Origin of the sequence: Gilliamella sp. BG7 (assembly GCF_046635565.1) — a bacterium.
In the GTDB taxonomy this organism is placed as follows: Bacteria; Pseudomonadota; Gammaproteobacteria; order Enterobacterales; family Orbaceae; genus Gilliamella; species Gilliamella apicola_P.
This window is the reverse complement of the sequence record NZ_JBIDFB010000001.1, coordinates 180565-194818: the sequence shown is the minus strand read 5'-3', so window position 1 is coordinate 194818 and position 14254 is coordinate 180565. Positions and strand designations below refer to the sequence as shown.

Here is a 14254-nt window from a genome sequence, read left to right as displayed (position 1 = left end):
TTCGTGTTCTCCTTACTGTGCTTGAATACGTAATTCTGCTGATGAGCGACTGCGGTGCCCAAGTAGCGCTGTTACATCACTCGATTTGGGTTTGACTAATACAAATTGTTTTGAATAATCATCCCAATTAGCCAAAATTTCTTCCGCGCGTGATGAATGGGTAAGTTGAGCGTGCTCCATTATTAAACCACGTAAATGTTCTTCGTGAATTGAGTAATCAGCAACATTCAATAGTTCCACTAACTCTTTATTTATGCGTTTATGGAAATCACTATCTTCATCTAAAATATAAGCAAAACCACCTGTCATACCTGCACCAAAGTTAACTCCTGTTTTACCTAATACGCAGACAATACCGCCTGTCATATATTCACAGCCATTGTCTCCAATGCCTTCAACAACACTAATTGCACCAGAATTACGTACCGCAAATCGTTCTCCAGCACGTCCAGCGGCAAAGAGTTTTCCTCCAGTTGCACCATATAAGCAGGTATTACCGGCAATGGTTGCTTCATGGCTTAAAAATGCTGAGCCTTGCGGTGGTCGAATCACAATACGACCGCCAGCCATGCCTTTACCAACATAATCATTGGCATCGCCTGTGAGTGTTAAATCCACACCTCCAGCGTTCCAAACACCAAAACTTTGACCCGCAGTGCCGTTAAAGTTAAGCGAAATAGGATCAGCAACAAGACCTTGGTCACCATATTTTTTGGCAATATAGCCAGATAAACTAGTACCTACAGAGCGATCGGTATTTTGTATATCAAAATAGAGGCTTTGGCTTTGGCGATTATCAACAAATTGTTGTGCTTGTGTGATGATCTCTTTATTTAGCACACCTTTATCAAATGGTTTATTGTCTTCAATACAATAAACTGGTTTGCCATCAATAGGTTTTGCTGTTTCAAGCAGTCCTGATAGGTCAAGTTTTTGTTGTTTTGCCGTGATGCCATCAAGTTCTAATAACAGATCGGTGCGTCCTATCAAATCGACGATACGACTGACACCTAGCTCGGCCATAATTTCTCGCGTGTTACGCGCAATAAAGCGGAAATAGTTTATCGCTTTTTCTGGCAGGCCATGATAATGTTCGCTACGCAGTTTGTCGTCTTGCGTTGCAACACCCGTTGCACAGTTATTAAGGTGGCAAATACGCAGATATTTACAACCTAAGGCAACCATTGGTCCTGTTCCAAATCCAAAACTCTCAGCACCTAAAATAGCTGCTTTGACAATGTCGGTACCCGTTTTTAAACCACCGTCTACTTGTAAACGTATTTTGTGACGTAACCCATTGGCGACTAATGATTGCTGAGTTTCAACCAACCCTAATTCCCATGGAGAACCAGCATATTTGACTGAAGTTAATGGGCTGGCGCCTGTTCCACCATCATAGCCTGAAATGGTAATTAAGTCGGCATAGGCTTTAGCAACTCCAGTTGCGATTGTGCCAACGCCTGGCTCTGATACTAATTTAACCGAAATCATGGCATTAGGGTTAATCTGTTTTAGGTCAAATATTAATTGTGCCAAATCCTCAATCGAGTAAATGTCGTGATGAGGTGGTGGTGAAATAAGTGTGACACCCGGTACAGAAAAACGCAATTTAGCAATATATGGTGTGACTTTGTCGCCAGGTAACTGACCACCTTCCCCCGGTTTTGCTCCTTGTGCTACTTTGATTTGAATAACATCGGCACTCATTAAGTAACTTGGTGTTACACCAAAACGACCTGATGCAACTTGTTTTATGCGTGATACTTTTATGGTGTTGTAGCGAGCTGGATCTTCACCGCCTTCGCCTGAATTTGAAAAACCACCGAGCGTGTTCATTGCTTCGGCAAGGGATTCATGTGCTTCAGGGCTTAGCGCACCAATTGACATGGCTGCCGAGTCAAAGCGTTTGAACAGTGATTCTTCTGGTTCGACTTGATCAAGTGGAATAGCTGTGTTTTCAGGTGGATTGAGCTTTAATAAATCACGCAAGGTGGCAATAGGGCGGTTGTTGACGATATCAGCATAGCGTTTGTAATCTTCATAATTGCCATTATTGACTGCTTTTTGTAGTGACTGTACTACATCAGGATTATAAGCATGATATTCACCACCATGAACATATTTAAGTAACCCACCTTGTTCTAATGGTTTTCTTTTCAGCCATGCACTTTTTGATAAGTTAAATTGATCTTGTGCAAAATCATCAAAATTGGCACCATTAATACGGTTAGTAACTCCTTGGAAACAAAGTTCAACAACCTCTTTATTTAAACCAACTGCTTCAAATAGTTTTGAACAGCGGTAAGAGGCGACGGTTGAAATGCCCATTTTTGACATAATTTTATATAAGCCTTTGTTAATTCCATTACGATAATTAAGAATGGCTTCACGGTAAGATTTTTTTATTGTGCTATTATCGATCATTTGGCCTAAGATTTCGTAGGCTAAATAAGGGTAAATTGCGGTTGCACCAAAACCAAGAAGTACCGCAAATTGATGTGGATCACGGCAGCCTGCGGTTTCGACAATGATATTAGCATCGCAACGTAAGTTTTTTTCAACTAAGCGTTGCTGAACAGCTCCAACTGCCATAGGCGCAGGAATTGGTAAGCGATCAGGTGCTATATTTTTATCTGATAAAATCAATAATACCGTGCCATTGCGAACTTTTGCTTCAGCATCACCACATAATTGTTCAATGGCATCGCGCAGGCTACCATCGATTTCATAAGTGATATCTAAGGATTCTGATTTGTAATAACGTGATTCTAATGCTGTTAATTGTTTAAAATCTGAATAGACCAAAACAGGGGATTTGAACGCAACACGATGCGCCTGACCTTCTGCTTCGGCAAACACGTTCATTTCACGGCCAATACTGGTTGAAAGTGACATAACGTGTGATTCGCGTAGTGGGTCGATAGGCGGATTTGTTACCTGAGCAAATTTTTGACGAAAATAATCATAAATTGAGCGAGGCCTTGTTGATAGTACCGCAAATGGTGTGTCATCGCCCATTGAGCCGGTGGCTTCTTGACCGTTTTCACCTAGCACTCGAATACATTGGTCTAGCTCTTCAACACTATAACCAAATTGTTTTTGATAAGTTGCTAGCAAGATATCGTCATAATATCGAGAGCCAATGTTATCATCAGGTAGGTTTTCAAAAGGGATCAGTCTTTTAACATTTTTTTCCATCCATTCTTTATATGGATGACGTTTTTGTAAATCGTTGTCTGTTTCAGACGATTGTAAAATGCGACCTTCTTCAGTGTCTATAACTAACAATTCACCTGGACCAACGCGTCCTTTAGTGACGACTTCGTCAGGTTGATAATCCCAAATACCGATTTCGGATGCACAGGTAATGAGTTTGTCTGTCGTTATTACATAACGTGCAGGACGTAATCCGTTACGGTCTAAGTTACATGCGGCATAACGACCGTCAGACATTACAATACCGGCAGGACCATCCCAAGGTTCCATATGCATTGAGTTGAAGTCGAAAAAAGCACGCAGATCTTCGTTCATGTTAGGATTATTTTGCCATGCAGGTGGAACCAATAAGCGCATAGCTCGTACAATATCCATTCCTCCTACAAGAAATAGCTCAAGCATGTTATCTAATGAACTTGAATCAGAACCTGTGACATTAACAAAAGGTGCCGCATCTTGTAAGTCCGGAATGAGTGGAGTTTTAAATTTATAGGAACGTGCTTGTGCCCATTGTCTATTACCTTCAATAGTATTGATTTCACCATTATGAGCTAAATGCCGAAAAGGTTGCGCTAATGGCCAACGAGGAACAGTATTGGTTGAAAAACGTTGATGAAATAAACAAATTGCTGTTTCCATTCGGATGTCAGCCAAATCTAGATAGAATCGAGGTAAATCTTTAGGCATACATAAGCCTTTATAGATATTGACCTGATTTGAGAAGCTACAAACGTAAAATGTATCGTCTTGTACCCGTTTTTCAATTCGACGGCGCACCATGTATAGGCGGCGTTCTAAATCAATTTTTGTCCATCCAGCGGGTGCATTAACAAAGACTTGTTCAATTTTAGGCAATGATGATAGGGCAATTTCACCAAGCACACTTTTATCAATTGGTACTTCACGCCAACCTAAAATAGATAAGGTTTCATTGGCTAATTCTTCTTCGACAATATCACGGCTAATTTGAGCTTCTTTTTCATCTTGGCTCAAAAACAACATACCAACGGCATAATTACTTGCTAAACGCCAGCCCGCATCTTGTGCCACTAATCTAAAAAATCGATCGGGTTTTTGTAATAAAAGTCCACAGCCATCACCAGTTTTACCGTCTGATAAAATAGCACCACGGTGTTGCATTCTGGCAAGTCCGTGAATTGCAGTACGCACCACTTTATGACTTGGTTGTCCTTCAATGTGAGCAATTAAACCAAATCCACAGTTATCTTTTTCATGATACTGGTTATATAACATATCATTGCCTCTAATTCATCGTTTTATAATTTAAGAAGGAATAGGCTTTAATTCCATATTGCGTGTGAAGTTAATCAAAAATTAGTTTTTGGTCAAATAAATATTACTTATAAGTTAATCTTCCAATATAGCGTTATTAATGAAGCTAATTTTATTTGATGTAAAATGAATAATTGTATAAAACATTAGCAATTAATTATATGTTTACTATAATAGTTATAAATAATAATAGTTATTTAGGATAGAGGAAAACACTATGAAATATTTTGCTTGGTGCATTTCACTTTTAGTTGGATTAATGAGCTTAGGTCAAGAAATGCTATGGTTTAGAATCGTTAGCTTTATGTTAGGTGGTGCTCCTTATGCTTTTGCACTTGTACTGTTCTTTTTTCTATTAGGTATTGCTTTTGGTGCAAGTCGAGGTAAAGCAATTTGTACACGCTATTCGAACCTACTATTGGTCGGAGGAATGGTTTTAATTTTTGCTGGTTTTATTGATATATTGATTCCATTTATTATTCAAAGCATAAATCAACCAAATAGCTTAACTCAATGTATACGTATATGTAGTATTTTAATATTTGTCGTTGCAGCTTTAAAGGCAATATTATTTCCAATTGTGCACCATTTAGGTACGAATATTGGCAATGGAAAAGTAGGTGCTTCAGTTTCTAAAGTCTATTTTTTTAATATTATTGGCTCAACACTTGGTAGTTTATTAATTGGCGGAGTTCTCCTTGATTATATTTCTATTTCATCAATGTTTATTTTAATAGGTATTGTTTGTATCTTATTAGGTGGCTTGATGATAATTAAAAAATCGGCAGTTTCTGTTTCTGCCTTTGCTATACTTGGTATTAGTTGCTTTTATTTTGTAGATAAACACTCTGATTATATTTTTAGAGATAGCTTCGAACAAGACATATCTATTAATTCTTATATTGAAAATCGCTATGGTATAATTCATATTGCCAATGACAATAGGGATGGAAGGAAAAATATTGTATTAGGAAATCGAATGTATGATGGTATTTTAAATATAGATCCTGATAATGATATAAATGACTTAAACCGGCTTTATCTATTAGCGGCAATTCATCCAAATCCTAAAAAAGTGCTGGTTATTGGTGTTAGTGGTGGGGCTTGGACGCGTGCTCTATCAAGTTTCCCTACATTAGAAACGATTGACGGCATTGAAATTAATAAAGGTTACTTGGATATTATTAAACAATACCCAGTTGTTTCTCCAATACTAGATGATCATCGAATTAATATCTATATTGATGACGGTCGACGTTGGCTTAAACGAAATAGTGATAAAAAATATGATTTAATTATCATGAATACCACTTATCATTGGCGTTCAGGTACAACCAATCTATTATCGCAAGAGATGATGAATATATTACATAATTCATTAAATCCTAATGGTATTTTGGCATTTAATAGTACTCGTTCGCTAGATACATTAAAAACGGCACAATCGGTATTTAAACATGCTTATTGGGGCACTATGGGTTTTATTTATGCTTCTGATTCAATGATTAAAATAGATGAAGGTGTAGCGAAAGAGAGTCTCGATAAGTTAGTTTTAGATGGTAAGCTATTGTTTAATGAAGCTTCCAAACAACTTAAAAATGGCGCTTACCAAAAAACATTAGCAACCAAACTGTTAAGTCTAGATGAAGTTGAAAAGCTTTATAACTTAGGAAGAGATACAGAAATTATTACCGATAGTAATATGATAACTGAATATAAATATGGTTTTTGGAAAAATAATTAAGGACGCTTTTATGTTAAGTAAGAAACAATCACTACTATTAAGCACGCTATTTTTTATTTCTGGAATGAGTGGTTTAACTTATCAAGTTGCTTGGCAACGAGCTCTTTATTCGGCTTTTGGTTCTGATGTTGATTCTGTGGCAATCATTGTATCGGCATTTATGTTAGGACTTGGTTTAGGCGCTCTTGGAGGAGGAAAAATTGTTGATAAATACCCAAATAAAGCACTACAGTTTTTTTGTTTTAGTGAATTTGGAATTGGTTTATTTGGAATAATTAGTTATCAACTTATTTTATTTGTCGGTGATATCTTTATTGTTTACAATTTAATTGTTGTTGCAATTGTTAATTTCTTATTGGTGCTTATTCCAGCTCTTTTGATGGGAGCAACACTTCCAATTTTAATTACTTATATAGCACAGTTTTGGAAAAATATTGGTCAAACAACTGGACATCTTTATGCGATTAATACTTTTGGTGCGGCAATTGGTGCAATTTTGACAGGATTTATTTTATTTAACTATTTTGCTCTTAATGTTGTAACAATATTTGCTGCACTAGAAAATTTTGTTGTTGCTATATCTGCTTATCTATTTTTAAATAAAATACGAATAAAAAAGAGCGGATAAGAAGATAGAATAGTACTATAAAGATATTAAAAATGATAAATCGGTGATAGTTGTCGCTGGTTTATCAATATATTATTAAAATCAATTAGTTAATTATTTTAATAATACAAGCTTTTTACTACTAATTAAGTTTAAATAAGTAATAAAGATTATTTTGATATATTTACCCTCCTTTTATAAAAATTGCATAATCATACCTTTATAATTGTATGAAGAATAAAAAGAATGCTGACTTAATAAATATTATTTATAAGTCGATCTTTTAATAAGTTATATAAACGTTATTAATAAAGCTAATAGTAGTATTTACCTTTATGATTTATTTTGTTTTTTATAAGTTAAGGCGTTGATTTTAAATTTGGCTTTAGAAAATGGGATATAAGTTCTTTTTCTTTCTTGTTAAAAAGTTTCCGGTAACTAGGTGTTTGAGTATAAAATCTGCTGTTAGATTCAATAACTATGAGTGACAATTGTATACTGTTATAATTTGTTATCTTTTATTTTTGATCTATTAATAATGCAAACTAAAATTACGATTGTGGGTGCTGGCGCCGCTGGGCTTTTTTGCGCAGGTTTACTGGGGCAAAAGGGGTATGATGTTACTGTGATTGATAATGGTAAAAAGTTAGGACGTAAAATTCTAATGTCTGGTGGTGGTAAATGTAATTTTACTAATTTAATGGTTGAACCTAGTAATTATATTTCTTGCAATCCTCATTTTTGTAAGTCAGCTTTGAAACAATTTACTCAGTGGGACTTTATCCAATTAGTAAATCAGTATGGTATTGCTTACCATGAAAAAGATCATGGGCAATTATTTTGTGATAATTCAGCGCAAGATATTGTTGATATGCTATTAAACGAGTGTCAAAAAGGGCATGTTCATTTTATGATGCAGACACAGGTTGAAGATATTAGCAGTGATAAAATAGGATTTAAATTACATACTTCTCAAGGCATTATTGATAGTGATAATCTTATTATTGCTACGGGAGGCTTATCGATGCCTGCCCTTGGTATGACTTCAATTGGCTATAAAATTGCCGAAAAATTGGCTATTCCAGTTATACCAGTCAAAGCAGGATTAGTACCGTTCACGTTACATAAACCTTTACTTGATATATTATCAACCTTGTCTGGTATTGCTGTTGCTGTTGAAGTTTCTAATGAAAGAGTTAGTTTTAAGGAGAATCTATTATTTACTCATCGAGGAATTTCAGGACCAGCTATTTTGCAAATATCAAGCTATTGGCAGGCTGGAGAGTCAATTACTATTAATTTATTACCTGATTTCACATTCGAATCATCGTTTAAACCATTATTAGAGCAGAATCGTAATCAAACTATAAAAAATTGTTTAGCACAGGTTTTACCTAAAAGGCTTGTTGAGGTGTTAATACAGCTCAATTTGATAAACGATATAATAGTTAAGCAAATTAATCCCAAACAACAGCAAGACTTGTATAATGCTTTAACACATTGGCATATTACTCCAAATGGGACTGAGGGTTATCGTACTGCGGAGGTGACTCTTGGTGGTATAAGTACTGATGCGTTGTCTTCCAAAACTATGGCAGTTAAAACACACCCCAACCTCTATTTTATTGGTGAGGTTGTCGATGTGTCAGGCTGGTTAGGTGGCTATAATTTTCAATGGGCATGGAGTAGTGCATTTGCTTGTGCTCGATCGTTTAATTAATTACGCCCATTTGAATATGGTATTTTTTTACTTTGTATTGTAACGTTGTGCGTGAAATGTTTAATAGTTTTGCCGCCGTTATAATTTTGCCGTTGGCTTGATTTAATGCGTTAATGATAAGTTGTCGTTCATAGTTTTCAACTTGTTCAATTAAGTTGTTTCCATCAGTAGATGTGTTGATAGGTAAATTTTCTGGTTTATTGATATCATCGTTTTGAGAAGATGAACTATTAAGATCGAATAGATCTTCATCAAGGACAATATTCTGTAATTCACCCGGTTCGTTTTGTAATACCATACTTCTGACAATTGTATTTTCAAGCATACGGACATTACCGGGCCAAGGAGCTGATATTAATTGTTGTAGTGCATATTCACTGATACCGCTAATTACAACATTGACGTCGTTTTTATGTTTATCAATAAAATAGCGTGCTAACACCGGAATATCTTCTGTTCTGTCGCGTAAAGCGGGGAGTTTTATTAAACCAACGTTTAAGCGAAAAAACAGATCACTTCTCATTTTTCCTGTTTTTAATAGTTCTGTAGGTGGTTCATTCATGGCAGCAACAATACGAACATCTGAATGCATTTCTTTATTACCACCTAATTGCCAGTAGGTTTTTTCTTGTAAGAATCGTAATAATTTACTTTGCATTTCAAGAGGCATAGCATTTAATTCATCAAGGAATAATGTGCCTCCGTTAGCCAGTTCTAAATAACCTTGTCGGTTTTCAGCACCCGTAAATGCGCCTTTGACCGTACCAAATAGGGTGCTTTCAATCAGTGTGGTTGGTAGTGCACTACAGTTGAGCGAGATAAATGCTTTGTCACGGCGTTGGCTTGTTTGGTGGATTAAACGAGCAAATAGCTCTTTACCTGTTCCTGTTTCGCCAACTATTAATACAGGAACATCATTTGCTCCCAAGATGTTAGTTTGATCGATAACCTCTTGCATTGTTTTTGATACAAAAACAATTTCTGGTAATGGTTGTTCTTTATTTTGATATAACTTGCTATTGAGCTTGAATACTTGGTCTTGTAATTGCCTAACAGTAGATAAATTTCGACCTATTTCTATTGCGCCGATAATTTTTTGATTTTTATTATAAAGAGGAACTGTTGTGTGCATATAATCTACAAGTTTACCTACATGGTTATAATAGCTTTGGTAATTGTTTTGATATTCTTTCCCATGTTGTAGGGCTTGCAACATCGTGCTGTCTTCTTTTCGCATCTTGGGATAAACTTTAAGCATTGGTTTTCCTATAGCTTGTTCTATAGGGTAACCATCAAGTTCAGCACTTTCCTGATTGTAATAAACATATTTGCCTTCTTTATCAATAATCGCCATTGGTTGATGGATTAAATCAAAAAAATGTTTAAATATTTCCAATGATTGTAATAATTCAGGGTCGATTGTCATGATATTCGTGCCTTTTGAACTAGGGTGATTTGTTATATTTAGCTTTGTTTAATTTAAACGCCTGTTAATTATCATATAAAAATGACAAATTTTTGTCATAAAAATGGATTTTATACTAAATGACTAAATTTTTACTTGCGCTTTGTTTATTAATATATTGATTATTTTTGTTTTTAAAGTTGGCATGCTGATTGCACAACAAGTGAGAAACCATTTTACTTATTTTTTATGTAATCATTAACTGGAGGCTATATGTCCGACAAAATTATGTCAAATTATAACAAATTACGTACTGATCTTGTAACTAAAGATCGTCGTTTTAGCGCTGAAAGTGGCAAACTTTGTTTTGATGGTGTTAATTTAGAAGAGTTAGCCAAAAAATATCCAACGCCTTTTTATGTGTTTTCTGAAAAGGAGATTGATCGTAATGTGCAAGAAATTAAAGAGGCATTTAAAGCTCATCCAAAAACAAAAATTTTCTATGCATCAAAAACTTGTTCAGTAATGGGCGTTCTTAAAGCGATTAAAGATGCAGGAATTTATGCCGAAGCGAACTCAATGTTTGAAGTGCGTAAATGTTTAGATATCGGTTTCCCTGGTAGCCAAATTGTATTTAATGGTGTTGTTAAAAAACCAGTGGATTTAGAGTTTGCTATCCAAAATGATCTGTATATTATCAACGTAGATAGCTTATATGAGCTTGATATTATTGATGAGATTTCAAGACGTTTGAAAAAGGTAGCAAATGTTTGTGTGCGTGTTGAACCAAATGTTCCGTCAGCAACTCACGCAGAATTAGTCACTGCTTATCATGCTAAATCAGGTATCGATTTAGAACAAGCAGAAGAAACATGTCGTCGTATTTTAGAAATGCCATATGTTCATTTACGCGGTTTACATATGCACGTTGGTGATCAGGTTCCAGAATCAGAGCCTTTTGCTAAAGCTACGAAAGTTTTAGTTGATGAATCACGTCGCTTAGAAGAAGTGCTTGGTATTAAATTTGATTTAATCAACGTAGGTGGGGGGATCCCTGTTCCTTATAAATATGATGAAGAAAATGGTAATCCATTAGAAGATAATATGTATGCAGGTATTACTGCAAAAGATTTTGCTGATGCTGTTATTAGTGAAGTACACAAATGGCGCACTGATGTTGAAATCTGTATTGAGCCAGGCCGTAAAGTAACAGGCTCAGCAGGTGTGCTTGTAACTGAAGTTGCCTGTGAAAAACGTAAAACCAATTATGATTTAGATGGCAATATTGAAGAGCATGTTGAGTGGAAATTTGTTGATGCTGGTTATAGTGTGCTATCTGATAGTCAACATTTTGATTGGTTCTTCTATGTTTATAATGCTTCAAAAATCAATGAAACACATGATGAATACATCAAATTGGCAGGTCCTTTATGTGATGGTGGTGACTATTTCCATGTCGGTGTTAAAGGTGAAGAATTCTTAATGCCAAAAGACACTCAAATCGGTGATATTGTTGCTTTCCTTGATGCTGGTGCTTATACCATCGAAAGCCAAACTGTTTATAACAATCGTCCTCGTACTTCTGTTGTAATGATAGATAAAGAAGGCAAGGATAGATTGATTCGCCGTGAGGACACTTACGAAGATATGGTTGGATACGACATATATTAATCATCAATATCTGGAGCATTTGATGCTCCAGATATGATAAAGTGAGGTTATTATGAGTGATTCTAAAGATTCAAGTTTACTTGGTATTAAAGACATTGTTTTTATGAATGTCATTGCAATACTAAGTTTGCGTCAAATTCCTAATGTTGCTCCTTATGGGGCGTCAGCAATGGTACTTTGGTTACTTGCTGCATTTTGTCTTTTCTTCCCATTAGCTATGGTTTGTGGCGAACTTTCAACAGGTTGGCCAAAAGATGGTGGAATTTTTGTTTGGGTAAAAGAAGCATTTGGTAAACGTATCGGTTGGATAGTTGTTGTTTGCTTTTTGTTCTCTTGCGTCCTTTTCTTCCCGTTAATGTTGCAATTTGGTTTTACTGCAATTGGGTATATGTTTAGCGCTGAGTTAGCTCAAAATCAAGTATTTATTGGTGTTGGCTCTATGGTGGTATTCTGGATTTTAACACTGATGAATATTAAAGGGATGCAATGGACTAAAATTATTAATAGTGTGAGTGCATGGCTTGGTGTATTTATTCCAGCCGCTATTATTGTGCTATTAGCTGTTGTATGGTTATTCACAGGGCATCCTATGGCTACAAGCTATAGTCATGTTAGTGATTGGTTACCTGATTTAAGTAGTTGGGATACTATTGTTTTTCTATCTAGCATGATGTTCGCATTTGCTGGTCTTGAGGTGGCTCCAATGATTGCAGGGCGTACACGAGATCCACAACGAGACTTTCCAAAAGCAATGTTGGTTTCTGCAGTGGTAATTGTTGGTATTTATATGGTCGGAACATGGGCTATTAATACTTTATTGCCAGCAGCGGATACTGATATCGTAGCGGGTGTTATGCAAGCAATGGAAGCCGCAGCTAAAGAATTGCATATGCCTTGGTTATTACCAGTAATGGCAATTTGTTTGTTTTTTGGTGCGTTAGGACAAATAAACTCATGGTTAGTTGGTCCGATTTATATGCTACAAGAAGCATCAAAAGAAGATAATTTGCTTGGAGAACGCATCGGTCGTTTACATCCAGTATATAAAACACCAGCCTTTGCGTTAATTATTCAAGCTATTATTGTTACAGTACTTTGTTTTTCAACTTTTGTGTCGCCAAGTATTGCAGCAGCATATTGGATGTTAACAGCGTTAACGACAATTTGTTACTTTATTCCGTACTTAGTGATGTTTATTGCATATTATCGTTTACGTATTACTCAACCAGATGTTGCTCGTAGTTTTAAAATTCCGGGTAAGGTGTTGCCAATTGTGTTACCAGCACTTGGTTTCTTATCTACTCTATTTGCTGTGGTATTAGTGTTTATTCCACCTGCGCAAATAGATATGGGGGGGTATGTCGAATATATTGCTAAAATTGTTGGTGGTGCAGTACTTGCCATTGGTTTAGCTGAATGGATTTATTATCGAGCCCAAAAACGTAACCGTTTGCAGTAGTAAAATATATAGAGGAGTAAAATTATGTACAAACCTATATTAGAAATTGATTTACGCAAATTAAGAAATAATGCTCGTGTTGAAAAAGATCTATTAGCTAAACACGGTATTGAGGTTATGGCTGTTAATAAAGTTTTTGATGGTTGTGTTGAAACGGCCAAAGCAGTACTTGAAGGCGGTATTGATGTGATTGCTGAATCAAGAACATACAATTTAAAGAAATTAAAAGATGCTTTAAATTGTAAAACCTGCTTATTACGGAGCCCTTGTTTAAGTGAAATTAGTGATGTTGTTAGATATGCTGATATTAGCTTAAACAGCGAAAAAGCAGTAATTCAGACACTTTCTGATGAAGCCGTTAAACAACAAAAAGTACATCAAGTTTTATTAATGGTTGATATGGGGGATTTACGCGAAGGTATTTGGTTTGAACATATTGATGAAATCATTGATACGGTTAAACTTATTCTTTCTTTACCCGGTGTTGAGCTCTATGGGCTCGGCACCAATTTTAATTGCTATGGTACTGTACTACCTACAGTTAAAAATGGAGTAGACTTTTTAAAAATAGCGCGTAAAGTAGAGCAAGTTTGTAATATTAAAATAAAGTATTTATCGGCCGGTAATTGTACCAGTTACCACTTATTGGATAAAGGTATTTGGCCAGAAGGATTAAATCATTTGAGAATTGGTGGTTTACACGAGTTTGGTATTGAATATGTGGATATGAAATATCTTGACGAGTTTCATCATTCAAATAAACCCGTTGATAAAGCATGTAGTAATATTTACAAATTATATGCGCAAATCATTGAACTCAATAGTAAACCAACAGTTCCTGTTGGTGAATTAGGTGTAGATGCTTTTTTAAACAGTAAAACCTTTGTTGATAGCGGTACACGCAAACGAGCACTTCTTGCCTTTGGACGTCAAGATGTGCCAGCAGAAAGCTGTATACCCATCAATGATGATATTACTGTATTGGGTCAAACCAGTGATCATACCTTGGTTGATATTGAAGATGTTACTCAAACACTTCGTGTTGGCGATGTTATTGGATTTGAGCTTGATTACACTGCTTTACTAATGGCTTGTCAAACTAATGGTGTAGAAAAACGGTTTATTTATTAATTTGTGTT

The 14254-nt window shown here is 35.6% G+C and carries 8 protein-coding genes; 6 read left to right on the top strand and 2 right to left on the bottom strand.

The window, feature by feature from the left end; genetic code table 11:
• Nucleotides 1-12: 12 nt before the first annotated feature.
• Complete coding sequence (gltB, locus tag ACGH49_RS00845; RefSeq protein WP_411587883.1) at nucleotides 13-4470, bottom strand: glutamate synthase large subunit; 4458 nt, start codon at nucleotides 4468-4470, stop codon at nucleotides 13-15.
• A gap of 256 nt (nucleotides 4471-4726) precedes the next feature.
• Between gltB and ACGH49_RS00840 the strand changes: the two genes are divergently transcribed.
• From ACGH49_RS00840 to ACGH49_RS00830, 3 genes are all read left to right on the top strand, one after another.
• Entirely contained in the window at nucleotides 4727-6253 is a 1527-nt protein-coding gene (locus ACGH49_RS00840) for a spermidine synthase (RefSeq protein WP_411587881.1), read from the top strand.
• A gap of 10 nt (nucleotides 6254-6263) precedes the next feature.
• Nucleotides 6264-6881, top strand: coding sequence for an MFS transporter (locus tag ACGH49_RS00835; RefSeq protein ID WP_411587879.1), 618 nt, complete (start codon nucleotides 6264-6266; stop codon nucleotides 6879-6881).
• 517 nt (nucleotides 6882-7398) lie between these two features.
• Nucleotides 7399-8580, top strand: coding sequence for an NAD(P)/FAD-dependent oxidoreductase (locus tag ACGH49_RS00830; RefSeq protein WP_411587877.1), 1182 nt, complete (start codon nucleotides 7399-7401; stop codon nucleotides 8578-8580).
• Here ACGH49_RS00830 and ACGH49_RS00825 read toward each other — a convergent pair.
• Complete coding sequence (locus ACGH49_RS00825; protein WP_411587963.1) at nucleotides 8573-10009, bottom strand: sigma-54 interaction domain-containing protein; 1437 nt, start codon at nucleotides 10007-10009, stop codon at nucleotides 8573-8575. The genes ACGH49_RS00830 and ACGH49_RS00825 overlap by 8 nt on opposite strands.
• 249 nt (nucleotides 10010-10258) lie before the next feature.
• Here ACGH49_RS00825 and lysA point away from each other — a divergent pair, with 249 nt between their 5' ends.
• From lysA to ACGH49_RS00810, 3 genes are read left to right on the top strand one after another with little or no spacing between them, the layout of a single operon-like run.
• A complete protein-coding gene (gene lysA / locus ACGH49_RS00820; protein ID WP_297224909.1) occupies nucleotides 10259-11656 on the top strand; it encodes a diaminopimelate decarboxylase in 1398 nt (465 codons plus the stop codon).
• Nucleotides 11657-11708: 52 nt separating this feature from the next.
• Nucleotides 11709-13115, top strand: coding sequence for an APC family permease (locus ACGH49_RS00815; RefSeq protein WP_065589378.1), 1407 nt, complete (start codon nucleotides 11709-11711; stop codon nucleotides 13113-13115).
• A 24-nt stretch (nucleotides 13116-13139) separates the two neighbouring features.
• Entirely contained in the window at nucleotides 13140-14246 is a 1107-nt protein-coding gene (locus ACGH49_RS00810; protein WP_411587875.1) for an alanine/ornithine racemase family PLP-dependent enzyme, read from the top strand.
• Nucleotides 14247-14254: the final 8 nt, after the last annotated feature.

Bases quoted from the DNA above. Each gene is read 5' to 3' on its own strand.
- lysA (WP_297224909.1), top strand. From the start codon at position 10,259: ATGTCCGACAAAATTATGTCAAATTATAACAAATTACGTACTGATCTT.
- ACGH49_RS00840 (WP_411587881.1), top strand. From the start codon at position 4,727: ATGAAATATTTTGCTTGGTGCATTTCACTTTTAGTTGGATTAATGAGC.
- gltB (WP_411587883.1), bottom strand. From the start codon at position 4,470: ATGTTATATAACCAGTATCATGAAAAAGATAACTGTGGATTTGGTTTA.
- ACGH49_RS00815 (WP_065589378.1), top strand. From the start codon at position 11,709: ATGAGTGATTCTAAAGATTCAAGTTTACTTGGTATTAAAGACATTGTT.
- ACGH49_RS00835 (WP_411587879.1), top strand. From the start codon at position 6,264: ATGTTAAGTAAGAAACAATCACTACTATTAAGCACGCTATTTTTTATT.
- ACGH49_RS00830 (WP_411587877.1), top strand. From the start codon at position 7,399: ATGCAAACTAAAATTACGATTGTGGGTGCTGGCGCCGCTGGGCTTTTT.
- ACGH49_RS00810 (WP_411587875.1), top strand. From the start codon at position 13,140: ATGTACAAACCTATATTAGAAATTGATTTACGCAAATTAAGAAATAAT.